Annotated in this window: 24 protein-coding genes; 7 read left to right on the forward strand and 17 right to left on the reverse strand. The window is 66.8% G+C overall.

The window, feature by feature from the left end; genetic code table 11:
- Positions 1–59 precede the first annotated feature (59 nt).
- From QY917_RS13700 to QY917_RS13720, 5 genes are all read right to left on the reverse strand, one after another.
- On the reverse strand, positions 60–1,247 hold the full coding sequence (locus tag QY917_RS13700; protein WP_123675446.1) for a diguanylate cyclase: 1,188 nt from the start codon (positions 1,245–1,247) through the stop codon (positions 60–62).
- 80 nt (positions 1,248–1,327) lie between these two features.
- Positions 1,328–3,352, reverse strand: a complete 2,025-nt coding sequence (locus QY917_RS13705) for a methyl-accepting chemotaxis protein (protein ID WP_123675445.1) — start codon at positions 3,350–3,352, stop codon at positions 1,328–1,330.
- A gap of 256 nt (positions 3,353–3,608) precedes the next feature.
- The gene (gene metW, locus QY917_RS13710; RefSeq protein WP_123675444.1) at positions 3,609–4,193 is read right to left on the reverse strand and encodes a methionine biosynthesis protein MetW; all 585 of its coding nucleotides are present in this window, start codon (positions 4,191–4,193) and stop codon (positions 3,609–3,611) included.
- A complete protein-coding gene (locus tag QY917_RS13715; RefSeq protein ID WP_123675443.1) occupies positions 4,190–5,329 on the reverse strand; it encodes a homoserine O-acetyltransferase in 1,140 nt (379 codons plus the stop codon). The genes metW and QY917_RS13715 overlap by 4 nt, the downstream gene beginning before the upstream one ends.
- Before the next feature lie 136 nt (positions 5,330–5,465).
- Positions 5,466–6,044: a TMEM165/GDT1 family protein gene (locus QY917_RS13720; RefSeq protein ID WP_015914689.1), complete on the reverse strand. Its 579-nt coding sequence runs from the start codon at positions 6,042–6,044 to the stop codon at positions 5,466–5,468.
- A gap of 478 nt (positions 6,045–6,522) precedes the next feature.
- Here QY917_RS13720 and QY917_RS13725 point away from each other — a divergent pair, with 478 nt between their 5' ends.
- Together QY917_RS13725 and QY917_RS13730 are read left to right on the forward strand one after the other, a co-directional pair.
- The gene (locus tag QY917_RS13725) at positions 6,523–6,888 is read left to right on the forward strand and encodes an RNA-binding protein (protein ID WP_015914690.1); all 366 of its coding nucleotides are present in this window, start codon (positions 6,523–6,525) and stop codon (positions 6,886–6,888) included.
- A gap of 240 nt (positions 6,889–7,128) precedes the next feature.
- A complete protein-coding gene (locus QY917_RS13730) occupies positions 7,129–7,593 on the forward strand; it encodes an RNA-binding protein (RefSeq protein WP_123675442.1) in 465 nt (154 codons plus the stop codon).
- Positions 7,594–7,666: 73 nt separating this feature from the next.
- Here QY917_RS13730 and QY917_RS13735 read toward each other — a convergent pair whose 3' ends face one another.
- From QY917_RS13735 to QY917_RS13750, 4 genes are read right to left on the reverse strand one after another with little or no spacing between them, the layout of a single operon-like run.
- Positions 7,667–8,479 carry an SDR family oxidoreductase gene (locus QY917_RS13735; RefSeq protein WP_123675441.1) on the reverse strand — a complete coding sequence of 271 codons (813 nt, stop codon included), beginning with the start codon at positions 8,477–8,479 and terminating at the stop codon, positions 7,667–7,669.
- A 5-nt stretch (positions 8,480–8,484) separates the two neighbouring features.
- Positions 8,485–9,105, reverse strand: a complete 621-nt coding sequence (lptC, locus tag QY917_RS13740; protein WP_088888014.1) for an LPS export ABC transporter periplasmic protein LptC — start codon at positions 9,103–9,105, stop codon at positions 8,485–8,487.
- A complete protein-coding gene (locus QY917_RS13745) occupies positions 9,102–9,680 on the reverse strand; it encodes an HAD family hydrolase (protein ID WP_103736977.1) in 579 nt (192 codons plus the stop codon). Before QY917_RS13745 ends, lptC begins: the two co-directional genes overlap by 4 nt.
- Positions 9,680–10,681: an SIS domain-containing protein gene (locus QY917_RS13750; RefSeq protein WP_123675440.1), complete on the reverse strand. Its 1,002-nt coding sequence runs from the start codon at positions 10,679–10,681 to the stop codon at positions 9,680–9,682. The genes QY917_RS13745 and QY917_RS13750 overlap by 1 nt, the downstream gene beginning before the upstream one ends.
- A gap of 48 nt (positions 10,682–10,729) precedes the next feature.
- Here QY917_RS13750 and QY917_RS13755 point away from each other — a divergent pair, with 48 nt between their 5' ends.
- Positions 10,730–12,715, forward strand: a complete 1,986-nt coding sequence (locus tag QY917_RS13755; protein ID WP_011807210.1) for a monovalent cation:proton antiporter family protein — start codon at positions 10,730–10,732, stop codon at positions 12,713–12,715.
- Positions 12,716–12,785: 70 nt separating this feature from the next.
- The gene (locus QY917_RS13760; protein WP_015914697.1) at positions 12,786–13,340 is read left to right on the forward strand and encodes an adenine phosphoribosyltransferase; all 555 of its coding nucleotides are present in this window, start codon (positions 12,786–12,788) and stop codon (positions 13,338–13,340) included.
- Positions 13,341–13,375: 35 nt separating this feature from the next.
- On the opposite strand, the gene QY917_RS13765 is transcribed toward QY917_RS13760, so the two are convergent.
- From QY917_RS13765 to rpmH, 8 genes are all read right to left on the reverse strand, one after another.
- Positions 13,376–14,212 carry a hypothetical protein gene (locus QY917_RS13765; protein WP_123675439.1) on the reverse strand — a complete coding sequence of 279 codons (837 nt, stop codon included), beginning with the start codon at positions 14,210–14,212 and terminating at the stop codon, positions 13,376–13,378.
- Positions 14,213–14,349: 137 nt separating this feature from the next.
- Complete coding sequence (locus QY917_RS13770) at positions 14,350–14,841, reverse strand: Crp/Fnr family transcriptional regulator (RefSeq protein WP_041839105.1); 492 nt, start codon at positions 14,839–14,841, stop codon at positions 14,350–14,352.
- An 87-nt stretch (positions 14,842–14,928) separates the two neighbouring features.
- Positions 14,929–16,332, reverse strand: coding sequence for a tRNA uridine-5-carboxymethylaminomethyl(34) synthesis GTPase MnmE (gene mnmE, locus QY917_RS13775; protein ID WP_123675438.1), 1,404 nt, complete (start codon positions 16,330–16,332; stop codon positions 14,929–14,931).
- Positions 16,333–16,550: 218 nt separating this feature from the next.
- The gene (locus tag QY917_RS13780; protein WP_011807215.1) at positions 16,551–18,137 is read right to left on the reverse strand and encodes an ABC transporter substrate-binding protein; all 1,587 of its coding nucleotides are present in this window, start codon (positions 18,135–18,137) and stop codon (positions 16,551–16,553) included.
- A gap of 130 nt (positions 18,138–18,267) precedes the next feature.
- Complete coding sequence (gene yidC / locus QY917_RS13785) at positions 18,268–19,977, reverse strand: membrane protein insertase YidC (protein WP_123675437.1); 1,710 nt, start codon at positions 19,975–19,977, stop codon at positions 18,268–18,270.
- On the reverse strand, positions 19,974–20,270 hold the full coding sequence (gene yidD, locus QY917_RS13790) for a membrane protein insertion efficiency factor YidD (RefSeq protein WP_123675436.1): 297 nt from the start codon (positions 20,268–20,270) through the stop codon (positions 19,974–19,976). Before yidD ends, yidC begins: the two co-directional genes overlap by 4 nt.
- Positions 20,267–20,740 carry a ribonuclease P protein component gene (locus QY917_RS13795; protein ID WP_123675435.1) on the reverse strand — a complete coding sequence of 158 codons (474 nt, stop codon included), beginning with the start codon at positions 20,738–20,740 and terminating at the stop codon, positions 20,267–20,269. Before QY917_RS13795 ends, yidD begins: the two co-directional genes overlap by 4 nt.
- Positions 20,741–20,810: 70 nt before the next feature.
- Positions 20,811–20,945 carry a 50S ribosomal protein L34 gene (rpmH, locus tag QY917_RS13800; RefSeq protein WP_005798102.1) on the reverse strand — a complete coding sequence of 45 codons (135 nt, stop codon included), beginning with the start codon at positions 20,943–20,945 and terminating at the stop codon, positions 20,811–20,813.
- 320 nt (positions 20,946–21,265) lie between these two features.
- Here rpmH and dnaA point away from each other — a divergent pair, with 320 nt between their 5' ends.
- The 3 genes from dnaA (at position 21,266) to gyrB (ending at position 26,663) form a co-directional block, all read left to right on the forward strand.
- Positions 21,266–22,687 carry a chromosomal replication initiator protein DnaA gene (gene dnaA / locus QY917_RS13805; RefSeq protein ID WP_011807219.1) on the forward strand — a complete coding sequence of 474 codons (1,422 nt, stop codon included), beginning with the start codon at positions 21,266–21,268 and terminating at the stop codon, positions 22,685–22,687.
- A gap of 145 nt (positions 22,688–22,832) precedes the next feature.
- Positions 22,833–23,939, forward strand: a complete 1,107-nt coding sequence (dnaN, locus tag QY917_RS13810) for a DNA polymerase III subunit beta (RefSeq protein ID WP_123675434.1) — start codon at positions 22,833–22,835, stop codon at positions 23,937–23,939.
- Between the two features lie 117 nt (positions 23,940–24,056).
- Positions 24,057–26,663 carry a DNA topoisomerase (ATP-hydrolyzing) subunit B gene (gene gyrB, locus QY917_RS13815; RefSeq protein WP_088888639.1) on the forward strand — a complete coding sequence of 869 codons (2,607 nt, stop codon included), beginning with the start codon at positions 24,057–24,059 and terminating at the stop codon, positions 26,661–26,663.
- Positions 26,664–26,676: the final 13 nt, after the last annotated feature.

The following is a 26,676-nucleotide window of genomic DNA, read 5'->3' on the forward strand; positions in this document are numbered from 1 at the left end:
AAAGGCGCAGGATACGCCAACACCCGCCGCCCGGCGACGGCGATCTGCACGGCGCCCTATTAGTCCACCGCCGGTGCGGGCGCGGGGCGCGGTGCCGCCAGCGCCGTGGACTCTACCCGGTTGCGCCCGGCGAGCTTGGCCGCATACAGCGCCTCGTCGGCCCCCTGAACGAGCCTGTCCCAGCCGTCCGCGGGCTGCAGGGGCCCGCCGCACACGCCGATGCTCACGGTCACCGGTATCTCCTTGCCGCCGCCCACACAGGGCAAGCGCTCCACGGAGCGGCGCAGCGTCTCGGCAAGCTCCAGGGCCCCGCCGAGCGGGGTGTGCGGCAACAGGACCATGAATTCTTCACCCCCGTAGCGACCCACCAGGTCCTGCGCCCGCAGGCGCGTGCGCAGCAGGTCCGCCACATGGCGCAGCACGCTGTCGCCCGCCAGGTGGCCATGGCTGTCGTTGACGGACTTGAAGTGATCGATGTCCACCAGCATCACCGCGTAAGGCTCGCGCAGGCGCACGGCGCGGGCCACATCGCGCTCCAGCGCCATGATGAGCGAACGGCGGTTGACCAGCCCCGTGAGCGCATCGTGCGCGGCGAAATAGCGGTTGTCGGCATCGGAGCGGTCCTTGCCCATGAGGATGAAGCCCAGCGAACTCAGGATCACCACCACGAAGGCCGCCATGAAGGTGATGGACTGCATGGCGTTGCCCTGCATCAGCCCCTCGACCGGTATGTCGCGCGTCGCGGCGAGCATTCCGCGCACCCCCAGCAGCAATACCTCCATCACCAGGCCCACGCTGAGCAGCGTCGCGCCGCGCAGGGACGCAGCCGGCCGCTCGCGCCACAGGGACCACAGCACCATGCCCAGCTGCAGCGGTGGCACCACGCCCGCCGTGATGATGCGTGCGCGGTAGTCGTCAATGAAGAACGCAAACAACAGCGCTGTCGCCGCGACCGGCACCGTCATGCGGCGCCACGGCAACGCCCGCCCCTGGAACTGGTGCACGGCGGCCAGCACCATGGCGAACGTGCCCGACAGCAGCGTGTTGGCCAGGACGATGCTGGCCCAGTCGGACACCAGGCCGCGCAGGGCGTACAGCACGTACGTGGAGGTGTGCATCATCAGCCCCAGCGCCCACAGGCTGATGCCCTCGCGGCGCCCCGGCCGCACCGCGCCCAGGGATGCCGCCATGGTGAGGGAAGCCGCCGCGGTCATCAGCAGCATGGTGGGCACATCGAGGAACGGCATGGAAACGGCAAGGGTGGACGCGCCCCGAGCCAGGCGCGCAGCGCGCGAGGATAACCGCCCCGCCCCGGCGAGGCCCGCACTCAGGTAAGCGCGAGGGCCCCCACGCGCAGGTCGGCCACCTCAGCCATTGGCGCGGGTGCATGCGCAGGTGCCCCAATCAGGGACGCGTCGCCCAGGGCCGGCCCCAGCCTGAACACCTGCACGGCCGCGGCCAGGCGCGCCGCCTGCTCGCGCAGGCTGTGCGCGGCGGCGGCGGACTCCTCCACCAGCGCGGCGTTCTGCTGCGTCATCTGGTCCAGCTGGCCCACGGCCTGGTTGACCTGGCCAATGCCGCCGGCCTGCTCAGACGCTGCGGCCGTGATCTCGCCAATGATGTCGCCCACGCGCTGCACGCTGCCCACGATCTCGCCCATGGTGCTGCCGGCGTCCTGCACCAGGCGCGCGCCCGTCTCCACCTTCTCCACCGAGGCCTGGATGAGCTGCTTGATCTCGCGCGCCGCCTCGGCGCTGCGGCCCGCCAGGCTGCGCACCTCGCCCGCCACCACGGCAAAGCCGCGGCCCTGTTCGCCGGCGCGTGCAGCCTCCACGGCGGCGTTCAGCGCCAGGATGTTGGTCTGGAAGGCAATGCCGTCGATCACGCCGATGATGTCGGCGATCTTGCGCGAGCTCTGGTTGATGTCGTCCATGGTGGTCACCACCTCGCCCACCACCTGACCGCCGCGGGCCGCCACCTGCGCGGCGGAGGCCGCGAGCTGGTTGGCCTGGTGGGCCGCATCGGCGGACTGGCGCACGGTGGCCGTGAGCTGGTCCATGCTTTGCGCCGTCTGCGCCAGGCTGCCGGCAGTGGCCTCCGTGCGTGCCGACAGGTCCTGGTTGCCGCTGGCGATCTCGGCGCTGGCGGTGTCGATGCTGTCCACAGCCGTGCGCACCTCTTGCAGCATCTGCACGTAGCGCAGGCGCATGCCTTCCACTTCCCGCACCAGCGTGCCGATCTCGTCGCGCCGCGTGGTCTCGAAGCTCTGCGTCAGGTCGCCCTGCGCGACGAGCGTGATGGCCTGCGTGAGCCCGGTGAGCGGCTGGCTGACGCCGCGGCGCAGCATCACGAACAGACCCACGCCCAGCAAGCCGACGGCCAATGCCATCAATCCCCACACGGCCCAGGTAACGTGGCGCTGGCCGGCCATGGCCTCGGCGTCCGGCACCTCGGCAACCACCCACCATCCGCCCTGTGTCTTGCGCAGCAGCGCCCAAGGGTCCTGCGCGCCAGGCGAATACACCGCCACCGCGTCGCGCACGAAGCCCTCTGGCGCAGCCACCAACGCCTCGAAGAACGCCCGTGACTGGGGGAAGGCCTCCAGCACCCGCTGGCCCCGCGCCGTGGGGTGGTACACGAAGCCGGCCTGCTCCAGCCCGGCGCCGGGGTTGATCACGTACACGCCGCCGTGCTCGAAAAAGCGTGTCTGCTCCACCTGCTTTTGCAGCATGGCGTGGAAGATGCTGACGTCATTGCCGATGAACAGCAGCGCCACCACCTTGCCTGCCGTGTCCTTGACCGGCAGGTAGTGGCCCATGTAGGGCTTGCCTGCGACCACGGTGATGCCGGTGTAGGGCTCGCCCTTGGCGACTGCCGCGTAGGCAGGATCGGCACGATCCAGCGGCGTGCCCTGCTGGCGCTGGCCTTGCGCATCTTTCACCGAGGTGGTGATGCGCACGAAGTCGTCGCCCTTGCGCGCAAACACCGTGGCCACGCCGCCGGTCTCGTTGGCGAACTTGTCCACCGCGCTGTAGTCCTCGTTGACCAGCGCGCCGAAGCTGCGCAGCTCCCCCGCGCCCTCGTCGAGTTGCATGGTGGCCTCGAAGTAGCGGCGAAAGCCGCGCATGGTGGCCTGGACCAGCTCACGGTTGGTGTTGTCCGCCGCATCCAGCGAATGGGCGACGGCCTGGGTGGTGCCGCCAATGCTCTGCACCAGCTGCGCCCGCGTGCTGCGTTCGGTCAGAACCGCCAGGGCCAGGCCCACGCCCACCAGCACCAGGGCCACAAGCCCCAGGGCGGTCAGCGTGACCCGGCGGGCAACGGAATGGTGGGCAAGCGAAACGGCGGCCATGCATGTCTCCAGAAAAAGGGGTGCGCCGGGTCGTCCCGGTCTGTCTGGAAATCTACGGCAGGCCTGCCGTTACATCTATTCACAATATCCCTTACGCGGTCTCACGTACCACGCATCCCGCCCAGAGGCCCGGCATCGGGAACAGAGGAATTTTGGCCTCTAGCGCTTGCCCATCAAGCGCTGATAGCTACATTTTCAATAGCAACAAACCCCACCGGCGAGAAATGTCCCCTGCGCGCCAGGCTGGACGGTGCGCTCAGTCGTGCTCGAAACGGAACACTGCCGTGCCCGCACGCGCATTGGGCAGCCAGCGCACCTCGCGCCCGTCCTGCAGGCCGAAGGCGTCCAGGATGCGCAGCTTGTTCTTGTGCGCCAGCACCTCGAAGTCCTTGTAGGTGCCCACGCGGATGTTGGGCGTGTCGTACCACTGGTAGGGCAGGCGCCGGGTGACGGGCATGCGCCCGCGCAGCACCGACACGCGGTTGGGCCAGTGTGCGAAATTGGGGAAGGCGACGATGCCGCTCTTGCCCACGCGCGCAGTCTCGCGCAGCATCACCTCGGCATTGCGCAGGTGCTGCAGCGTATCGATCTGCAGCACCACGTCGAAGCTGTTATCGCCGAACATCGCCAGCCCCTCGTCGAGGTTGAGCTGGATCACGTTCACGCCGCGGCGCACGCAGGCGAGCACGTTGGCGTCGGCGATCTCGATGCCATAGCCGCTGCAGCCGCGTTCGCGCTGCAGGTAGTCCAGCATCGCGCCATCGCCGCACCCCAGGTCGAGCACGCGCGCGCCTTCGGGCACCAGGCGCGCAATGGCTTGCATGGTGGCGTGGTCGCTCATGGTTGTCCTCCCTGCAGCCCCTTGGCAACACTATCGAAATAAGAGCGCACCACGCCCATGTAGCGGGGGTCATCGAGCAAAAATGCATCATGCCCGTGCGGGGCGTCGATCTCGGCGTAGCTCACGTCGCGGCGGTTCTCCAGCAGCGCGTGCACGATCTCGCGGCTGCGCTGGGGCGAGAAGCGCCAGTCGGTGGTGAAACTCACCAGCAGGAACTTGGCACGCGCCACGGCCAGCGCCTGCGCCAGATTGCCGCCATGCTGGCGCGCGGGGTCGAAGTAGTCGAGCGCGCGCGTGATGAGCAGGTAGGTGTTGGCGTCGAAATAGTCGCTGAACTTGTCGCCCTGGTAGCGCAGGTAGCTCTCGATCTGGAACTCGATGTCCTGCGTGCTGTATTTCAGGTCCATGCCCTCGCGCAACTGGCGCCCGAACTTCTCGTTCATCACGTCGTCGCTCAGGTAGGTGATGTGGCCGATCATGCGCGCGATGCGCAGCCCGCGCTTGGGGATCACGCCGTGGCGGTAGAAGTGCCCGCCGTGAAAGTCCGGGTCAGTGACGATGGCCCGGCGCGCCACTTCGTTGAAGGCGATGTTCTCGGCCGTGAGGTTGGGGGCGCTGGCCACGACCACGGCGTGGCGCATGCGTTCGGGGTACTGCAGCGTCCAGGAAAGCGCTTGCATGCCGCCCAGGCTGCCGCCCATTACCGCCGCCAGTTGCGTGATGCCCAGGCGGTCCAGCAGGCGCGCCTGCGCATCGACCCAGTCCTCCACCGTGACGACGGGGAAGTCCGCACCGTAGACCTCGCCCGTGTCCGGGTGGCGGTGCATGGGCCCCGTGGACCCGAAGCACGAGCCCAGGTTGTTGACGCCGATGACGAAGAACTGGTTGGTATCGACAGACTTGCCCGGCCCAATCATGTTGTCCCACCAGCCCTCGCTCCTGGGCTGGCCTGCGTAGCTGCCTGCGACGTGGTGCGAGGCATTGAGCGCATGGCATACCAGTACGGCGTTGGAGCGGTCGGCGTTGAGCGTGCCGTAGGTCTCGTAGGCCAGGGTGTAGTCGCGGATCGAGGCCCCCGACTGCAGCGGCAGGGGCTCGGCGAAGTGCATGGTTTGCGGTGTGGCGATGAACGACATGAAAAAACCCGGCTTCGCTAAACAACGAGGCCGGGTCCGGGTGCGTGCTGGGGTGGCAGGCGTGTCGATCGGTCACGTCTTTAGCTGGATTTGTAAAGCGCCCGCAAGCGGTGCAAATCGGCGCGTCTGCGGGTCATTATGCCAAAGGCGTCGCATCTCCCGCAAACAGCGCCAGCAGGCCCAAGACCAGGAAGATCAACGCAGACACCAGATGCACCACGCGGATCGGCACCTTCTTCACCAGACGATCCCCCAGCCAGACCACGGGCGCATTGGCCAGCATCATGCCCAGCGTAGTACCCGCTACCACCCAGAAGTAGGCGCTGTACTGCGCAGCCAGCATGACGGTGGCGACCTGCGTCTTGTCGCCCATCTCGGCCAGGAAGAACGCCACCAGCGTCGTGCCGAACACGCCGAAGCGCGGCGCCGCACCGTCACCGTCGTCGTCCAGCTTGTCGGGAATCAGCATCCACACCGCCATGGCAATGAAGGAAAGACCCAGCACCCAGCGCAGCACCTGCGGCCCCAGCACGGTGGTCACCCATGACCCCACCGCGCCTGCCAGCGCGTGGTTGGCCAGCGTGGCCACGAAAATGCCCAGCACGATGGGCCAGGGCTTGCGAAAGCGTGCGGCGAGCACCAGCGACAGCAGCTGGGTCTTGTCACCCATCTCGGCAAGGGTGACGATGGCGGTGGAGACGAGGAAGGCTTCCATGGGGCGGTCGTAATAGGATTTCCGGCCGGAAGTACATCGGACAGCATTGACCACGCTCCGACTCCGGCCTGATGGATCGGTACGCGGTCAATGGTCTCGCCCGACCCGCTGTGGCAGCGGGTCCCATGCACCATGGCGCCCAAGGGCCCCAAGTCTGTTGATGCATGCATCCTCTCGCGTCGCAGTCGCAGCGGACTCGCGCGGGGCAGGCTACTCCCCAAAGACAGCGGGGGATTGTATCCGGTCGAAGAAGGCACCTTTTTGCCCAGCCGGACACAGTAGTTACCCTGGAAAGTGTTGCAGGCGCGCAATTACGACATCTTTGGGGTTATGGCAATGCTTGATAATGGCCGTGCAGTTCTGCCATGCGGAAGTGCACGCTGCGGTGTCTGGTCAGTTTCGCGTCTTTGAAGTCGTCACAGGTTTGTTGATTGCGTCGGGCTCCATCGCATTTCATGTTTTTTCTAGGAGTCCGATCATGGGCAACAAACTCTACGTGGGCAACCTGCCCTATACCTTCCGCGACCAGGATCTGGAGCAGACCTTCAGCCAATTCGGCGCCGTGCAAAGCGCCAAGGTCATGATGGAGCGCGACACCGGCCGCTCCAAGGGTTTCGGCTTTGTCGAAATGGGCAGCGACGCTGAAGCCCAGGCCGCCATCCAGGGCGCGCATGGCCAGAACTACGGCGGCCGCGACCTCGTGGTCAACGAAGCCCGTCCGATGGAACCCCGCCCGCCCCGCAGCGGCGGCGGCTTTGGTGGCGGTGGTGGCTACGGCGGTGGCCGCAGCGGCGGTGGCGGTGGTTATGGCGGCGGCTACGGTGGCGGCCGCTCCAGCTATTGATATTCCGCTGAGTCAAAAAAGGAGCCTTAGGGCTCCTTTTTTTGCGTCAAATTGACGACACGTGCGTTGAAAACCCCTTGCATCTTTACAAAGGTTCTGGCGCATAATGTTTTGACGAGGGTATTGCCTCGTAGAGGTTGCGGTGATCCGTCAGTTTTCGCGCATAGGGCGTCATTGTGATTAACTGGCTGCGGGTTCGGGACTCCGTCGCTCATTCCATTGTTTTTGAGGAGTCCCTTAATGGGCAACAAACTGTACGTCGGCAATCTGCCGTACTCGGTGCGTGACCAAGATCTGGAGCAAGCCTTCAGCCAGTTCGGTGCGGTGACCAGCGCCAAGGTCATGATGGAGCGCGACACCGGCCGCTCCAAAGGCTTTGGCTTCGTGGAAATGGGCAGCGATGCCGAAGCCCAGGAAGCCATCAATGGCATGAACGGCCAGTCCCTCGGCGGCCGCAGCATTGTCGTGAATGAAGCCCGCCCCATGGAAGCGCGCCCCCCCCGCAGCGGTGGCGGCGGCTTTGGCGGCTTTGGCGGTGGTGGCGGCTACGGCGGCGGACGCAGTGGCGGTGGTGGCGGCTACGGCGGCGGCGGTGGTGGCCGCAGCGAAGGCGGCTTTCGCAGCCCCTACGGCTCCGGTCCACGTGGCGGCGGCGGCGGTGGTGGCCGTGGCGGCTACGGCGGTGGCGGCAACAACGGATATTGATTTTGGCAGGCGCGAGTAAAAGCGCGCTCCACCATCAGAAGGCTCCCTCGGGAGCCTTTTGTCCTTCCAGGCCTCAGGGATTGGAAGATCGGCCCTGGCCCGCGCGATGCTTGCGTGGCCGTCCCGCCAGCAGCCGGTCGAACCACGCATCCGGCAATATGCGCAGCAGTTTGGCCACTACGCCCATCTGCCAGGGAATCACCCGGTACGTCGCACCCGCCTCAATGGCATGGAACGCGCGGTCCGCAAAAGCCTGCGGCGGCAACAGGAAGGGCATGGCATACCGGTTCTCCCGCGTCAGCGGCGTATCCACATAGCCCGGGCAAATCGTCACCACCTGCACGCCGGTGCCACGCAACTCCCCCCGCAGGCTCTCGCAGTAGCTGATCACCGCCGCCTTGCTCGCGCAATAAGCTCCATGGCCAGGGAGGCCCCGGACACCCGCCACGCTGCCGATTCCCACCAGCCGCCCGCTGCCGCGGCGGACCATCGCATCGATGAACGGATGAAAGGTGGCCGCCATGCCCAGGTTGTTGGTCGCAAAGGTCTGCGCCATGACATCGAGGTCGCCGCGCTGCGCCGTGTCCACCCCGACGCTGATTCCCGCGTTGGCCACCACCACATCGGGCAGCCCTTGACGCTCCAGGCAAGCGTGGCACGCCGCGATGACGCTGTCAGGCTGTGCTACATCTGCGCTATATGTTTCATAGCTGTTCGCGCTTATCCCTACTGCCCTAGCCCAAGATTCGATCATATCGACGCGCCGCGCCACAAGGGCCAACCGCCACCCTGCCCGGTGGTAGCGCTCGGCCAGCGCCTGGCCGATGCCGCTGGAGGCTCCAGTGATCAACACCAGTGGGCGGTCTTGCGAAGCCGAACGCGCCATCTCGGTCAACGGCGCACGGGTGCCGGCATCAGCGTGCCGCGCACGCGGCCGCGCAGTTGCATGACCTGCTCCAGGTTGTCGTAATCCATGCTGTCGGCGGTGAACGTGTCGGCGCCGCGCTTGAGTGTCACGGGCTGGTCGGAGCGCACGCGCTCTTCATTCACCCATGCATGCAGGAACTCCCCCTGGAACTCCAGCCGCGGCACTGGAGCGCGGCCTTCGGGGGCAGACGCCTCGCGCGTAACGATGGCATTGCCGTAGAGCTGAACCTCGCTGCCGTCCCCGTTGGACAGCGCACGATTCGCACGGGCGGTGACGACGCGCCCCTCCTCGTTCACCGAGCGCATGCGCGCCTGGTCGATCTCCAGCGTGTCGTTGTCAGCGTAGTGGCGCGCCAGGGTGCCGCGGATCTCGCTCTGCAGTCGGCCCGTGGCATCAAAGCTTTTGACCGCGAAGTCGCGCATGTAGTAGTCAGGCTCGTGGCTCACGGGGCGCTCCTGCGCCGGCTGCTGCGGTCGCGGCGCGTTGCGCACCAGCCACCAGGAGCCCAGCGCCAGCAGCCCCATGAGCAGCACGGGCAGGTAGAGCGACAGGCGTTCCCACGCCAGGTGTAGGCGTGAGGTCATACGGCGTGCGCGGCCAACAGACCGGCGTAACGGCCACTGGCGACCAGCAGCAGGTCGCAGAACTCCCGCGCCGCACCCGCGCCACCCGGCGCGGCAGTGACATGGTGGGCGACGGCGCGGGCCTCGATGTGGGCCTGCGCGGGCGCGCAGGCGAAGGCCACACGGCGCATCACCGGCAGGTCGGGCCAGTCGTCTCCGATGGCGGCGGCCTGAGGCCACGACAGGCCCAGCTCGGCCAGGATGGACTCAGCCGCCGGGCGCTTGTCCTCGGTGCCGAAACGCGCATGCATCACCCCCAGCGCCTTCAGGCGCAGCCGCAGCGCCGGTGAATCACGCCCCGTGACCACCGCGGGCGTGATGCCCGCCTGCTGCAGCAGCTTGATGCCGTGTCCGTCAAGCGTATGAAAACGCTTGAGGGTCTCGCCCACTTCAGAGAAATACAGGCCGCCGTCGGTCAACACACCGTCCACGTCGAAGAAGGCGACGCGCACCGGCTGCGCCAGCAGCAGGAGTTGCGGATCGAACTGCAGGGCCGGTTGCAGGGGGGGCAGCGGCGTGGCGTTGGACTGGGACATCAGATCACCTTGGCTCGCATCAGGTCGCCGATGTGCACCACGCCCACCAGCACGCCGTCGTCGTCCGTGACCAGCACGCTGGTGATCGAGTGGTGCTCCATGGCCTGCGCCGCATCGGCCGCCAGGGCATCGGCTGCAATGGTGCGCGGGCTGGCATGCATGACGTCCTGGGCGCGCGTCTCGCGCAGGTCCACGCCGGCCTCGATGCGCCGGCGCAGGTCGCCGTCCGTGAAGATACCCACGGGCCGGCCCGCATCGTCTACCACCGCGGTGGCGCCCACGCCCTTGGCGCTCATCTCGCGCATCAGGGTGCTGAAATTGGCATGGGGCGGTACATGCGGCACGTCAGCGCCCGCGCGCATGACGTCGCGCACATGCGTCAGCAGCTTGCGGCCCAGCGCACCGCCGGGGTGCGACCGCGCGAAATCCTCAGGGCGAAAGCCGCGCGCGTCGAGCAGCGCCACCGCCAGCGCGTCGCCCATGGCCAGCTGCGCCGTGGTGCTGGTGGTAGGCGCCAGGTTCAGCGGGCAGGCCTCGCGCTGCACGCTGCAGTCCAGCACCAGGTCCGCGTGGCGCGCCAGGGTGGACTGCAGCCCGCCCGTCATCGCGATCAGCGGGACGCCCAGGCGCTTGAGCACCGGTAGCAGCACGGTGATCTCGCTGCTTTCGCCGCTGTTGGAGAGCGCCAGCACCAGGTCGCCGTTGGTCACCATGCCCAGGTCGCCATGGCTGGCCTCGGCGGGGTGCACGAAGAACGCGGGCGTGCCGGTGGAGGCCAAGGTAGCGGCGATCTTGCGCCCCACGTGGCCGCTCTTGCCCATGCCCATGACCACCACGCGGCCCGTGGTTGCCAACACGCGCTGCACCACCTGCACGAAGCCGCCGCCCAGGCGTTCGCCCATGGCATGCAGCGCCTCGGCCTCCGTGCGGACGGTCTCGCGTCCCAAGCGCAGGGCCTGTTCGGCATTGAAAGACGAGGAAACGGCAGGAGCGACAGGCATGGATGAATTCTATCGGTCGGCCCACCTGCGGCTCGGCTACGATGAAACATGTCCTCTCTCGCCCTGACCCTGCTTTACCTGCTGGCCGCCGTGCTGGGCGTGGTGGCATGCCGCAGCCTGCGGTTGCCGCCGATGATGGGCTATCTGGCGGCGGGCATCCTCATCGGCCCGCATGCCCTGGCCTTGACGCAGAACTCCGAAGGCGTGCGCCACCTGGGCGAATTCGGAGTGGTGTTCCTCATGTTCACCATCGGCCTGGAATTCAACCTGCCCAAGCTGCGTGCCATGCGCCGCCACGTGTTCGGCCTGGGCCTGCTGCAGGTGTTGGCGTGCATGGCGGCCTTCTCCGCATGGTTGCTGCTGCTGGCGCGGCTGACCGGCGGCGTGTGGGACATGGGCTGGCAGACCGCACTGGCGCTGGGCGGAACGCTGGCGATGAGCAGTACAGCGATCGTCGTGAAGCTGATGTCCGAGCGCGGCGAGCTGGAGAGCGAGCATGGGCGCAGGGTGTTGGGCATCCTACTGTTCCAGGATTTGGCCGTGGTTCCCATGCTGGTGCTGGTGCCTGCGCTGGGGTCCGAGCCCGAGCAACTGCTGACGGCGCTGGCGGTCGCCCTGCTGAAGGCCACAGTACTCGTGGCGGTACTGCTGGTTGGCGGCCAACGCGTGATGCGCTGGTGGCTCACGCAGGTGGCGCGGCGCAAGAGCGACGAACTGTTCATGCTCAACCTGCTGCTGGTCACGCTGGGGCTGGCCTGGCTGACCGAACTGGCAGGCCTCTCGCTGGCCCTGGGCGCCTTCATCGCCGGCGTGCTGGTGTCCGAGACCGAATACCGGCACCAGGTGGGCACCGACATCCGCCCCTTCCACGACGTGCTGCTGGGGTTGTTCTTCATCACGGTGGGCATGATGCTCGACTGGCACGTGCTGGTGGAGCGTTGGTCGCTGGTGCTCGTGTTGCTGGCCGCGCCGCTGCTGATCAAGACGGCCATCATCGTCGCGCTGGCCCGCGGGTTGGGAACGACAACGGGCGTATCGCTGCGCACCGCGCTGTACGTGGCGCAAGCAGGGGAGTTCAGCTTCGTGCTGCTGTCGCTCATGCAGGTCCACGGCCTGCTGCAGCCCGCACTGATGAACCCGGTGCTGGCGGCCATGGTGCTGTCCATGCTGGCTACGCCATTCCTCATCCAGTACAGCAACCGCATCGTCATGAAGCTGGTGGCCAGCGACTGGCTGCAGCAGTCGCTGCAGGTGACCACCATCGCGCGCCAGGCCATCAACACCAGCGGGCACGTGCTGATCTGCGGCTACGGCCGCTCGGGGCAGAACCTGGCACGCATGCTGGAGCGCGAAGGCATCGCCTACATGGCGCTGGACCTGGACCCCGACCGCGTGCGGCAGGCCGCCGCCGCGGGCAACTCGGTCGTGTTCGGCGACGCCACGCGCCTGCAGGCGCTCAAGGCAGCGGGCCTGGCGCGTGCGGCCGCCCTGGTCGTCACCTACCTGGACACTCCCGCCGCGCTCAAGGTGATTCACCATGCGCGCACCCACGCGCCACAGCTCCCCGTGGTCGTGCGCACCCAGGACGACTCTCAACTGGAGAAATTGCAGGAGGCCGGCGCCACCGAGGTGGTGCCCGAGGCCATCGAGGGCTCGCTGATGCTGGCCAGCCACGCACTGGCGTTGGTGGGCGTGCCCATGCGCCGCGTGCTGCGCCTGGTGCAAGACCAGCGCGATGCACGTTACGGCCTGCTGCGCGGCTACTTCCACGGGGCGGACGACGACACGCCGTCCGAACGCGACCAGGAGCGGCTGTACTCCCTGTCCCTGCCCGCGGGCGCCGCCGTGGTGGGGAAGCCGCTGGCCGACCTGCCCCTGCATGGCATCGGCGTGCGTCTGGTCAACGTGCGTCGCGCCAGCGGCGCCATGTCCCCGCCCGACGACCGCACGCCCCTGGCCGAAGGCGACACGCTGGTGCTGTCCGGCCATCCCACCGCCCTGGGCCTGGCAGAGGAGAAGCTGCTGCGCGGCTGATTACACTGTGCGCCCTGGCGGTGCCCGGCAGGGTCTGCACATCCGAATCGTTCTCTCTTTTGCCCCACCCATGACAGCCCTTAGCGTCAACGACTACCTGCGCCAGCACATCCGCACCGTCCCTGACTGGCCAGCGCCGGGGGTGCAGTTCCGCGACATCACGCCCCTGCTGCAAAACCCCAAAGTGTTCCGCGTGCTGATCGACGCCTTCGTGCACCGCTACATGGACCGCGCGCTGCGCCCCGACGTGGTGGCCGGACTGGACGCCCGCGGCTTCATCCTGGGCGCGGTGGTGGCCTATGAGTTGAATGTGGGCTTCGTTCCCATCCGCAAGAAGGGCAAGCTGCCTTTCACCACCGTCGAGGAAACCTACGAACTCGAGTACGGCAGCGCGACCGTGGAACTGCACGCGGACGCGGTCCAGCCCGGCGACCGGGTGCTGCTGATCGACGACCTGATCGCCACCGGCGGCACGATGATGGCCGGCAAGAAACTGCTGGAAAAACTGGGCGCGACCGTCATGGAAGGCGCCGCCATCGTGGATTTACCGGAACTCGGCGGCTCGGCACGCCTGCGTGCCAGCGGACTGCCGCTGTACACGCTGGTGGACTTCAGCGGCCACTAGACCGCTGGGCTGCCGCAGTCCCCGCAGCCGGTTCTTCAGCGCAGGTCGCCGTATTGCGTGGAGCTGAGGTCGGACGACCGGCCGTCCTGCCCCGGCATGACAGTGTCCTCGAACCCCGTGGGCGCGGGGCTTGGCGGCAGCAGCGGGCCGCTGCGCGTGGTAACGCCCAGGGCCGGCGCGGCCGCGGGCGCACGCGCCACAGCGCTGGTGAGCGCCTGCTTGAACGCCGCCACCTCGTCGGCCTCGATGGGCTCGAACCGCGGCGCCGCGCGCGCGGGCGCGGGTGGCACCAGCGGCGCTGGACGCGAGGGTAGTGCCGCTCCCTGCGTAGCGGCAGCCGCGGGCCGGGGCGTCCCGGAAATGATGGGCGATGCGGGGGCGGCAGAAGCCTGCGGCGCGGGCGCCTGGGCCGCCGGGGTGCGCACCTGCACGCCCGTGCTGATCTGGTCGTTGGTGCGCCAATACACGGCAGTCACCAGGATGTCGAAACGAGAACGAGCGGTCTGCGTCACCAGGGTTTCGATTTCGCCCAGCCGCGCCATGTCCCGCCCATACTCCGGCGCCAAGTCCATCATCACCAGGAACTGCGCCCCACGCTGGTCCAGCGACAGCACCTTGAACTTGTACCCCGCCGACAGCACGCCGGCACGCACCATGGCGTCACGCACCACGGTGTACAGCAGCTCGCGGCGCTCCATGCGTTCGTTCTTGCGGCCCGTGGCGGGCTCGGGGGCCGCGGCGGGTTGCGGCTCCAGCAGGGGTTTGCCTGCATGCGCCGGGGCCGCGCCATTGGCCTGGGTAGCGGCGGGTGCCGGGCGCGCACGCGCGACCGGAGGCTTGGATTTGCGGGTGAACCAGCTGAACAATGACATGCTTGCCTTCGCGAAGAAGCGCTCAAAAAACGTCGGCAAGTGTACTGCGCGCGCCTCGGCCGAGGCGTGACAGTTGCAGGATCGGCCGCGCCGCGATGGGCGCTGTGGTCACAAAGCGTGGCGCTCGCGCGCCGTGCTCAGGTCGCCGCGATGCGGCGGCGGCGGTTGCCCAGGCGCTTGGCCAGCACGGCGCCGGCCGCCATCGCCAAGTGCAGCGCTACCGCCGGTTGGCGATTGCAAAGTTCCGTAAAGCGCAGAGCGGGCAGGCTCCAGAGCTTGCTCGGTGCGCCCGCCTGCACCGTGGCGCTGCGGGGCTGATGGGAAAAGAACGCCCCCTCGCCCACCATCGAGCCGGGGCCGACGATGGCCAGGCGCAGCCGCTGCTTCTCGTCCTCAAAGTGCACGCTGAGCGAGCCGCTTTCCACCAGGTACAAGGTGCGGTCGTTGGTGCCCTTGGCGAACAGCACCTGTCCCGAGGGGATGCTGATGGGCAACAGGTAGGCGGACAGCCAATCCCACTGCTCGGCGGTGAGCACGTTGTTCATGCTGTCGTCCGCCGTCGCGTGGGTGATGGCCTGGATCAGACCCGAAAGGTCGACTTTGGAGGAGGGAGCGGTGATGGCATTCATCGGGCGCGAACGGTAACGCGCCGCCGTCATCTGCACAAGCACTCATTACCCTTACTTACACATGGCGTTGCGCGCCCGCCGCGCCGGCTATTTGCCGATGCAGAAGCTGGAGAAGATGACACCGAGCAGATCGTCGGACGTGAACTCGCCCGTGATGGTGTTGAGGGCGTTTTGCGCCAGGCGCAGCTCCTCGGCCAGCAGGTCCAGCGCCGGCCCGTCGCTTTCCAGCTGCGCGGCCGCCTCCATGAGGTGGGCGTCCACGGCGCGCAAGGCTTCGATGTGGCGCGCGCGGGCGATGTACACGCCCTCCGCAGCCGACTGCCAACCCGCGATTTGCAGCAATTGCCGACGCAGCGTATCCAGCCCCTGGCCGGTGCGCGCGGACAGCAGCACCGCCTGGCTCTCACCCTCGCGCGCAGGCGCCGCCGCCTGCGGGGCGGCGTCGGCCTTGTTCCAGACGTCGACCACCGGCACGCCCGCGGGCAGCCGGGTGGAGAGCGTGTGCGCAATGGCGGTGTCGTCGTCCTGGTACTGCGCACTGCCCCAGCGCGTGAGGTCGTGCAGGAACAGCACCGCGTCGGCGCCCGCGATCTCGTCCCAGGCGCGGGCGATGCCGATGCGCTCGACCTCGTCGTCGCTTTCGCGCAGGCCCGCCGTGTCGATCACGTGCAGTGGCACGCCCTCGATCTGGATGGTCTGCTGCACCTTGTCGCGCGTGGTGCCGGCGATCGGCGTGACGATGGCCAGTTCCGCCCCTGCCAGCGCGTTCAGCAGCGAGCTCTTGCCCGCGTTGGGCTGCCCGGCGATCACCACCTTGATGCCCTCGCGCAGCAACGCGCCCTGGCTGGCACGCTGCATCACGCGGGCCAGCGATTGCTGCAAATTCGATAGCTGCCCGCGCGCGTCTGCCTTGCGCAGGAAGTCGATTTCCTCTTCAGGAAAGTCCAGCGTCGCCTCCACCAGCATGCGCAGGTGCACCAGCGCGTCGCGCAGCGTGTGGATCTCGCGCGAGAAATCGCCCGACAGCGAACGGCTGGCGCCGCGCGCGGCCGCCTCCGTGCTGGCGTCGATCAGGTCGGCGATCGCCTCGGCCTGGGCCAGGTCGATCTTGTTGTTGAGGAAGGCGCGCTCGGTGAACTCGCCGGGCTCGGCCAGCCGCAGGCGGTCCAGCACGCCGCCCGTGGCCGCCTCCAGGCAGCGCGCCAGCAGCAGCTGCAGCACCACGGGGCCGCCATGGGCCTGCAGCTCCAGCACGTCCTCGCCGGTGTAGCTGTGCGGCGCGGGAAAGTACAGCGCCAGCCCCTGGTCGATGGCCTGGCCCGCGGCATCCCGAAACGGCAGGTAGGTGGCCTCGCGCGGCTTGAGCGCGCGGCCGCACAGCGCCTGCACCAGTGCACCGATCTGCTTGCCCGAGACCCGCACGATGCCGACCGCGCCGCGCCCCGGCGCGGTGGCAATGGCAACGATGGGGTCGGAATGGCGCGGCAGCATGGGCTTACAGGTGCGGTGGAGAGGGGCAGCGCATGATAGCCGCGCCCCGCCCGGCGCCATGAAGAAGGCCCGCGCGGGGCGGGCCTGGGGCGTGGGTAACGCATATTTTGATAGCTGCTTGCGCTTGTCCAACGTCGGTTTCAGGGGTTTTTGTATCTGAAAACCTTTGTAGCCAAGCGCTGCCAGCTATCGTTTTTAAGGCCTTCGACTTGCCGCGATCACTTGATGGTCGTCCACGCGGGCATGGGGCGATCGTCCGCGCGATGCGGCGTGTCCACGTTCTTGCGCATCGCCCAGGGGCGGATCTGGTGGTGCAGCGGCAGGTAGTAGTACTCGTCCTTGACCAGCTTGAGCGCGTCGTTGATCAGCGCGTCGCGCTTGGGGGCATCCATCTCGACCTTGATCTGCTGGATCATGCCGTCGAGCTTGGCGTCGGAAAAGCGCCCGCCGTTGTAGACGCCAGCCGAGGTCTTGCCGTCCTTGGTGGACATCAGCGAGTCCAGCGAATACAGCGCGTCGAACGTGGCCACGCCCCAGCCGAACAGGTAGGCGCTCACGTCGTTGTTCATCACGCGGGTGACGAACTGCGCCATGGGCGCAGTTTGCAGGTTGGTCTTGACGCCGATGCGCGTCCACATGGCGGTGACGGCCTGGCAGATGGCCTCGTCATTCACGTAGCGGTCATTCGGGCAGTCGAGCTTGAGCGAGAAGCCGTTCGGGTAGCCGGCGTCGGCCAGCAGCTTCTTGGCGGCCTCCACGTCGTACTTGGCGGCACGCTCGTCAAGTTGCTTGGTCCAGCCATGCACCATGGGAGCGATCATGGTGCCCGCAGGCACCGACAGGTTGCGCATGGTGCGGCTGTGCAGGCCCGCAGAGTCGATGGCCTGGTACAGCGCTTGGCGCACGCGCTTGTCCTTGAGCGGGTTCTTGCCGGCCGTGCCGGCGCCGGGCAGCTCGTCGCGGAACTGGTCCAGGCCCAGGTAGATGGTGCGGTTCTCGGCCCCTTCGATGAGCTTGATGTCGGGGTTGGCCTTCATGCGCGCCAGATCCTGCGGCGGCGGGTCGACCACGAAGTCCACCTGCCCCGAGATCAGCGCGGCCGAGCGCGTGGCGGCCGACTTGATGGGGGTGAACACCACCTCGTCGATGTTGCCCTTGGGCTTGTCCCACCAGTTGGGGTTCTTCTTGAGCGTGACCTTCACGTCCGGCTGCCAGCCCACCATGACGAAGGGGCCCGTGCCGTTGGCGTTGCGCGAGGCGTAGTTCTCTTCCTTGCCCGCGTAGTCTTGCGACTTCACCGAGTTGTGTTTCTCGGCCCAGGCCTTGTTCATGATGCGCGCCTCGGTCAGCTCGCGCAGCAGGATGGGATTGGGGCCCTTGAGGAACACGTCCACCGTGTGCTCGTCCACCTTCTTGACTTCCTTGACGCTCTGCACCGCGGACATCATGTTGGACGGCGCCGTGCCGGCACGCGTGAGCGAGAACACCACGTCATCGGCCGTGAATGGCGCACCATCATGGAATTTCACGCCCTTGCGCAGTTCAAAACGCACCTGTGTGGGGGAGACCTGCGTCCACTTGGTGGCCAGCGCGGGCTCGATCTGGTACTTGTCGTCATAGCGCACCAGGCTCTCGTACACCTGCTGCAGGAAGGCGTGCGTGGTCTGGTGGTTCTGCGCGTGGGGGTCCACGGTGAGGATGTCGTTGGCGCCGGCCCAGCGCATGGTGGCGGCGTGGGCGGTGCCCATGGCCACGAGCACGGCGGCCCCCAGCAAGCCCAGTTTGAAGGTGGTACGTTGAATCATCCGTCTGGCTCCTGTGTGTTGATGGTTACTACCGGATCACGTAGTAGCAATCATCGTACCGAAAACAACAACGGCCGCTGAGCGGCCGTTGCGGGGAGCAGGGGATTGCGGCCGGGAAGGCCGCGCTCCGTCAGCGGAACTTGGGCAGGTTGAACTGCGGCGGCACGCCCATGCGGGTGTTGATGATCCACTGCTGCGCGATCGACAGAATGTTGTTCGTCAGCCAGTACAGCACCAGGCCGGCCGGGAAGAAGAAGAACATCACGCTGAACATCAGCGGCATCAGCCACATCATCTTGGCCTGCATCGGGTCCGGCGGCGCGGGGTTCAGCGCGGTCTGCAGCAGCGAAGAGAGCGTCATCAGGAGCGGCAGGATGAAGAATGGGTCGGGCGAGGACAGGTCCTTGATCCAGCCGATCCACGGCGCATTGCGCATCTCCACGCTGGACAGCAGCACCCAGTACAGCGCAATGAACACCGGGATCTGGATCATGATGGGCAGGCAGCCGCCCATGGGGTTGACCTTCTCCTCGCGGTAGATGCGCATCATCTCCTGCTGCATCTGCTGGGGCTTGTCCTTGAGGCGCTCGCGCATTTCCATGATGCGCGGGTTGATGGCCTTCATCTTGGCCATGCTGGCGTAGGCCTTGGCGTTGAGCCAGTAGAACGCGATCTTCAGCAGGAACACCAGCGCCACGATGGACCAGCCCCAGTTGGCGATCACCTTGTGCAACTGGTCCAGCAGCCAGTACAGCGGCTTGGCCAGGATGGTGAGCCAGCCATAGTCCTTGACCAGCTCCAGGCCCGGGGCCAGCTTTTCCAGCAGCGTCTCGATCTGCGGGCCGGCGAACAGGCGCGCGTCCACGGCCTTCGACTGGCCGGGGGCGATCTCGCCCAGCGGCGTGATCATGCCCACCGAGTACAGGTTGGTGTCCACCTTGCGCACGAAGTTGTCGCGCTGCACGCCATCGCCCAGCAGCCACGCGGTGGCGAAGTAGTGCTGCACCATGGCCACATAGCCGTTGCTGGAAGACTTGTCGATCTCGGCCTTGCCGTTCTCGATGTCCTTGAATTCCACCTTGTGGTATTTCTTCGCCTCGGTGTACACGGCCGGACCGGTGAACGTGGAGTAGAACGACGACTCGCCCGCCGGCTTGTTGCCATCGCGCGCCAGCTGCAGGTACAGCTGGGGCGATACCGGGGCCGTGCCCGTGTTGACCACCTCATGCTTCACGGCCACGTCGTAGGCGCCGCGCTTGAGCGTCCAGGTCTTGACCAGCTTCACGCCGCCCATGTCGGCCGATTCGAAGCGCACGGTCAGCTCGTTCTGGCCGTCCTGCAGTTCGCGCGGACCGGGCACGACCGCCATGGGGGTCTTGTGCGTGGGGAATGCGCCGCCGGCACCGTTGCCGATGAGGCCCGTCTGCGCGACATAGACACGCGAAGCGCTCTCGTCCAGCAGCAGGAAGGGCTTGGTCTTGTCCTCCATCTCGGGATACTGCAGCAGCTCTCCGTGGACCAGCGAACCGCCTTCGGAGTCAAAGCTCAGGCGCAGCACGTCGGTGCTCACGGTCACCCGCTCGCGCGGGATGGCGGCAGGCGGCACGCTGGCGCCTGCGGGCGGCTGCGGCGCCGCGCCCGGCGTGGCGCTGGCGGCGGCCACCGGCACGTCGGCAGCGCCAGCGCCGGAGGCCGCTACCGCGGGCGTGCTGGCCGTCTGCGCCGGCGGCGTGGGGAAGAAGGTGGCCTTGTTGCCGTTGTGGATCTGCCACTTGTCCCACAGCAGAACCATGGAAAAGCCAAAGATCACCCACAGGATGGTGCGGCGGATGTCGTTCATGAAGTCTTCTTACGTGAGGAAGAGGGAGTGTCGTCGGAAGGCGTGAGCCGTGAAAACAGGCGCATGCCGCGCGGCAGCTCCTGCGGCACGGGGTCCAGCCCGCCCTCGCACCAGGGATGGCAGCGCGCCAGGCGGCGCACGGTCAGGTGGCTGCCGGCCGCGGCACCATGTTGCTCCAGCGCCTGCAGAGAGTACACCGAGCAGGTGGGCTCGAAGCGACAGGCCGACCCGATCCAGGGACTTAGCAGCAGCCGGTAGCCGCGCACCAGCCCCATGAGCAGCGCGCGCATCATGGTCGCACCCCTGTCGCGGCCGCCTTACTGCGGCGTTCGGCCGCGGCAAAGAGCTGTTCCAGTTCGGCGCGCACGGCCTGCTTCAAAGCCTCGGAGGTGGCGCTCACGAACTGCTTGCGATCAAAGCCCATGCGCAGGCGCACCACGTGCGCGCCGCTGGGCATGCGCGCCTCGAATCCGCTGGCCACGGCGTAGATCTGGCGCTTGATGGTGTTGCGCGTGACTGCGCGGCGGGCCCAGCGCTTGGGCACCATGGCGCCCAGCCACACGCCGCCCGCCTGCCCCCCAACGAGAAACAGGGCCTGCGATCCCTGCGCCTGCGGCGAGGAATCGGGCCCTGTGGCTGGCGGAACTCCATCGATTGCCACCGGCGGCAAACCCAGCCGGTGCAATGCGAAGTGCGCCGTGCGGGAGACGGTGCCTCCCGCCATGGCTGCCTGGAACTGGGGGCGCGTTTTCAGCCGATGCATGGGTGCAGCGTCCCCGGCAGGGAACTGGCGGTGCAAACCCGTAAGCGGCCGAAAGCCGAGCGGCCCGGCCTCAGACGGCCAGACGCTTGCGGCCCTTGGCGCGGCGAGCGTTGATGACGGCACGCCCGCCGCGCGTCTTCATGCGCACGAGGAAGCCATGGGTGCGCGCACGGCGCGTCTTGGAGGGCTGGTAAGTACGTTTCATGTTCTCAATCCTTGAAGGTTCAGTTACGGGCGCGGCTTCGATCGGCAACACCCGCCGGGCCTGCTGCATCCTGCATGGAATGCGCGAAAAGCAGCCGCCCGGGCTTGATCACCCTGAACACCATTCAGGGAAACCGCGGATTATTGCAGGCTCGGTGAATCCTGGCAATGCCTGGGGCGTATCGGCCTACTTCGCGATCCGGTGCATGTAGGGCCGCGCATGCCCCCTTACCGCCTCGCTCAGATTGTGGATAACTCCTTGACAAGCTAGAATCGCGGGCCTTGTACCGTTCCTCCTATCCACAACAAGAATCACCTGAAATGAACGAGGGACTTCACTCCTCCAGCCACGACAGCGACGGCGCCAGCGCCGGCCAGGGTCTGTGGCAGGCCTGCGCCGAGCAACTGGCGCAAGACCTCCCGGAACAGCAATTCAACACCTGGATCAAGCCCCTGGTGGCCCAGGTCGCCCCCGATTTTTCCAAGGTCACCCTGCTGGTGGCCAACCGCTTCAAGCTCGACTGGATCCGCGCGCAGTATGCCGGCCGCATCTCGGCCCTGCTGGAAGGTCTGTACGGCCAACCGGTCACATTGGAGTTAGCGCTTGCTCAGCGGGAATCCGTTGTCAGGACTTACGTCCGTCCCACAGCGCCAGACACCCCCGCCACCGGCGATGCACCGTCCGCCCACCCCACCGCCGACGAGGCGCCTGCCGGCGCCTTCCGCACGCGCCTGAACCCGGCGTTGACCTTCGAGACGTTGGTGGAGGGCACGGCCAACCGCATGGCGCGCTCGGCGGCGATGCACGTGGCCGGCTCGCCCGGCCACCTGTACAACCCGCTGTTCATCTATGGCGGCGTGGGCTTGGGCAAGACCCACCTGGTACATGCCGTGGGCAACAAGCTCCTGCAGGACCGGCCCGACGCGAAGGTTCTCTACATCCATGCGGAGCAGTTCGTCTCGGATGTGGTCAAGTCATACCAGCGCCGTACCTTCGACGACTTCAAGGAGCGCTACCACTCGCTCGATCTGCTGTTGATCGACGACGTGCAATTCTTTGCCAACAAGGACCGCACGCAGGAAGAATTCTTCAACGCCTTCGAGGCGCTGCTGGCCAAGAAGAGCCACATCGTGATGACTTCGGACACCTATCCCAAGGGTCTGGCCAACATCCACGAGCGGCTGGTCTCGCGCTTCGACTCTGGGCTGACGGTGGCGATCGAGCCGCCCGAGCTGGAAATGCGCGTGGCCATCCTGATCAACAAGGCGCGCGCCGAAGGGTCGGAGATGCCCGAAGAGGTGGCCTTCTTCGTGGCCAAGAATGTGCGCTCCAACGTGCGTGAACTCGAAGGCGCGCTGCGCAAGATCCTGGCCTACAGCCGCTTCAACCAGAAGGAAGTTTCCATCCAACTCGCGCGAGAAGCGCTGCGCGACCTGCTGTCGATCCAAAACCGGCAGATCTCGGTGGAAAACATCCAGAAGACCGTGGCCGACTATTACAAGATCAAGGTCGCGGACATGTACAGCAAGAAGCGCCCGGCCAGCATCGCCCGCCCGCGGCAGATCGCCATGTACCTGGCCAAGGAGCTCACGCAAAAGAGCCTGCCCGAGATCGGCGAGCTGTTCGGCGGGCGCGACCACACCACGGTGCTGCACGCGGTGCGCAAGATTGGCGCCGAACGCCAGCAGCTCACCGAACTCAACCAGCAGCTGCACGTGCTGGAGCAGACGCTGAAGGGTTGACGCGCCCCATGGAGCGAAAAGGACCGCCCCCCCGCAAAAGCACGCCCGTTCGCGGGCAAAATGGCGCGTTGGACGGCCCGGGAGGGGGCACTGCCCATGCCGCCGTCTGCGCACCTATCCCCAAAAACCACCAAAGGTTGACGACATGATTGTCCTGAAGGCCACACAAGACAAGGTTCTCGCCGTTCTGCAATCGGTTGCCGGCATCGTCGAGCGCCGCCACACGCTGCCCATCCTGGCCAATGTGCTGCTGCGCAAGACGGGCAATGCCATCCAGCTCACCACCAGCGACCTGGAGATCCAGATCCGCACCACGGCCGAGCTGGGCGGCGACACGGGCGACTTCACCACCACGGTGGGTGCGCGCAAGCTCATCGACATCCTGAAGACCATGCCCTCCGACCAGACGGTGAGCCTGGAGTCCAGCCAGTCCAAGCTGATCCTGAAGGGCGGCAAGAGCCGCTTCACGCTGCAGACGCTGCCGGCCGAGGACTTCCCGCTGGTGCAGGAAGCCGCCAGCTTCGGCCCCGCGTTCAGCGTGCCGCAGAAGGTCCTGAAGAGCCTGCTGGGGCAGGTGTCGTTCGCCATGGCGGTGCAGGACATCCGCTACTACCTGAACGGCATCCTGTTCGTGGCCGAGGGCACTACGCTCTCGCTGGTCGCCACCGACGGCCACCGCCTGGCATTCGCCAGCGCGCAGCTGGACGTGGAAGTGCCCAAGCAGGAGGTCATCTTGCCGCGCAAGACCGTGCTGGAGTTGCAGCGTCTGCTGTCGGACGCCGACGGCGCCATCGAGATGCAGTTCGCCAACAACCAGGCCAAGTTCAGCTTCGGCGGCATGGAGTTCGTCACCAAGCTGGTGGAAGGCAAGTTCCCCGACTACAACCGCGTGATTCCCAAGAACCACCACAACAGCGTGACCCTGGGCCGCGCCCCGCTGCTGGCCAGCCTGCAGCGCACGGCCATCATGACCAGCGACAAGTTCAAGGGCGTGCGCCTGAACATTGAACCCGGCCTGCTGCGTGTGGCGTCGAACAACGCCGAGCAGGAAGAGGCGGTGGACGAGCTGGACATCGACTACGGCGGTGACGCCATCGAGATCGGCTTCAACGTCAGCTACCTCATCGACGCCCTGGCCAACATGGGCCAGGACATGGTGAAGGTCGACCTGGCCGATGGCAACAGCTCCGCGTTGATGACCATCCCCGACAACGAGCACTTCAAGTACGTCGTGATGCCCATGCGCATCTGACACACTATTATTTTGATAGCTGCTAGCGCTTGATGGACGGGCGCTAGCGGCACATTTGATTCCTATAAGGCCGCCGGCACGCCGTGCCGGTGCGCCTGGACCGAAGGCAGCCCTTTCATGACCGCAGAGCAATCGCAGCCCGCCCCCGAACAGCCCATTTCCGCCCCGGCCGAGCAGCCCGTCGCATCGGTCGCCGGCAGCGACGGCTACGGCGAGGGCGCCATCCAGATCCTGGAGGGCCTGGAGGCCGTGCGCAAGCGTCCGGGCATGTACATCGGCGATACGTCCGACGGCACCGGCCTGCACCACCTGGTCTTCGAGGTGGTGGACAACTCCATCGACGAGGCCCTGGCCGGCCACTGCGACGACATCGTCGTCACCATCCACACCGACAACTCCATCAGCGTGGTGGACAACGGCCGCGGCATTCCCACCGGCGTGAAGATGGACGACAAGCACGAGCCCAAGCGCTCGGCCGCCGAGATCGCCCTGACCGAGCTGCACGCCGGCGGCAAGTTCAACCAGAACAGCTACAAGGTCTCGGGCGGCCTGCACGGCGTGGGCGTGTCCTGCGTGAACGCGCTGTCCAAGAAGCTGCGCCTGACCGTGCGCCGCGACGGGCAGACGCACCAGCTGGAGTTCTCCAAGGGCGTGGTGCAGAACCGTCTCATCGAGATCGTGGATGGCTTCGAGGTCTCGCCCATGAAGGTCATCGGCCCCTCGGAAAAGCGCGGCACTGAGGTGCGCTTTCTGCCCGACACCGAAATCTTCAAGGAGAACAGCGACTTCCATTACGAGATCCTGGCCAAGCGCCTGCGCGAACTGTCCTTCCTGAACAACGGCGTGCGCATCCGCCTGATCGACGAGCGCACCGGCAAGGAAGATGACTTCTCGGGTGCCGGTGGCGTCAAGGGCTTTGTGGAATTCATCAACGGCACCAAGAAGGTGCTGCACCCCACGGCCTTCCACGCCACGGGCGCGCGCCCGGCCGAGACCTACGGCGGCATCCCCGGCACCGAGATTGGCGTCGAAGTGGCCATGCAGTGGAACGACGGCTACAACGAGCAAGTCCTCTGTTTCACCAACAACATCCCGCAGCGTGATGGCGGCACGCACCTGACCGGCCTGCGCGCGGCGATGACGCGCGTGATCGGCAAGTACATCGAGCAGAACGAGCTGGCCAAGAAGGCCAAGGTCGAGGTCAGCGGCGACGACATGCGCGAAGGCCTGTGCTGCGTCCTGAGCGTGAAGGTGCCCGAACCCAAGTTCAGCAGCCAGACCAAGGACAAGCTGGTCAGCTCCGAAGTGCGCGCGCCGGTCGAGGACATCGTCGCCAAGGCGCTCACCGACTATCTGGAAGAAAAACCGAACGACGCGAAGATCCTCTGCGGCAAGATCGTCGAGGCCGCGCGCGCCCGCGAGGCCGCGCGCAAGGCACGCGAGATGACACGCCGCAAAGGCGTGCTGGACGGCATGGGCCTGCCCGGCAAGCTGGCCGACTGCCAGGAAAAAGACCCGGCGCTGTGCGAGATCTACATCGTCGAGGGCGACTCCGCCGGCGGCTCCGCCAAGCAGGGGCGCGATCGCAAGTTCCAGGCCATCCTGCCGCTGCGCGGCAAGATCCTGAACGTGGAGAAGGCACGCTACGAGAAGCTGCTGTCCAGCAACGAAATCGTCACCCTCATCACCGCCCTGGGCACCGGCATCGGCAAGGCCGCCGTGGAATCGGGCAAGAGCGGCGCTGACGACTTCGACGTGGCCAAGCTGCGTTACCACCGCATCATCATCATGACCGACGCGGACGTGGACGGCGCCCACATCCGCACGCTGCTGTTGACCTTCTTCTACCGCCAGATGCCCGAGCTGGTGGAGCGCGGCCACATCTACATCGCCCAGCCGCCGCTGTACAAGGTGAAGAACGGCAAGGAAGAGCTGTACCTGAAAGACGCCGCGGCGCTGGACACCTTCCTGCTGCGCGTGGCGCTGAACCACGCCAGCATCACCACCGGCGGCAACCAGCCCCGCACGCTGGCCGGCGACGAACTGGCCCAGCTGGCACGCACGCACCAGCATGCCGAGCAGGTGATCGCGCGCCTGTCCGCCTTCATGGATGCCGAGGCGCTGCGCGCCGTGGCCGACGGCGTGGTCTTCAACCTGGACACCCTGCAGGACGCCGAGGCCAGTGCCGTGCAGTTGCAGGCCAAGCTGCGCGAGCTCAACACCAACGGCGTGCCCGCCGATGTGGCGGGCGAGATCGACCCGCGCACCGACAAGCCCATCCTGCGCATCAGCCGCCACCACCATGGCAACATCAAGAGCAGCCTGATCACGCAGGACTTCGTGGCCGGCGACGACTACGCCGCCCTGGCCCAGGCCGCCGAGAGCTTCCGCGGGCTGATCCAGGAAGGCGCCAAGGTCACGCGTGGCGAGGGCGAGAAGGCCAAGGAGGAAAAGGTGGGCGACTTCCGCCAGGCCATGGCCTGGCTGATCAGCGAAGCCGAGCGCACCACCAGCCGCCAGCGCTACAAGGGCCTGGGCGAGATGAACCCCGAGCAGCTGTGGGAAACCACCATGGATCCCGAGGTGCGCCGCCTGCTGCGCGTGCAGATCGACGACGCCATCGAGGCCGATCGCGTGTTCACCATGCTGATGGGCGACGAGGTCGAGCCGCGCCGCGACTTCATCGAAACCAACGCGCTGCGCGCGGGCAACATCGACGTCTGATTTGTGGGGTTTC

The sequence above is a fragment of the Diaphorobacter sp. C33 genome (assembly GCF_030503915.1).
Classification (GTDB): Bacteria; Pseudomonadota; Gammaproteobacteria; order Burkholderiales; family Burkholderiaceae_C; genus Diaphorobacter; species Diaphorobacter nitroreducens.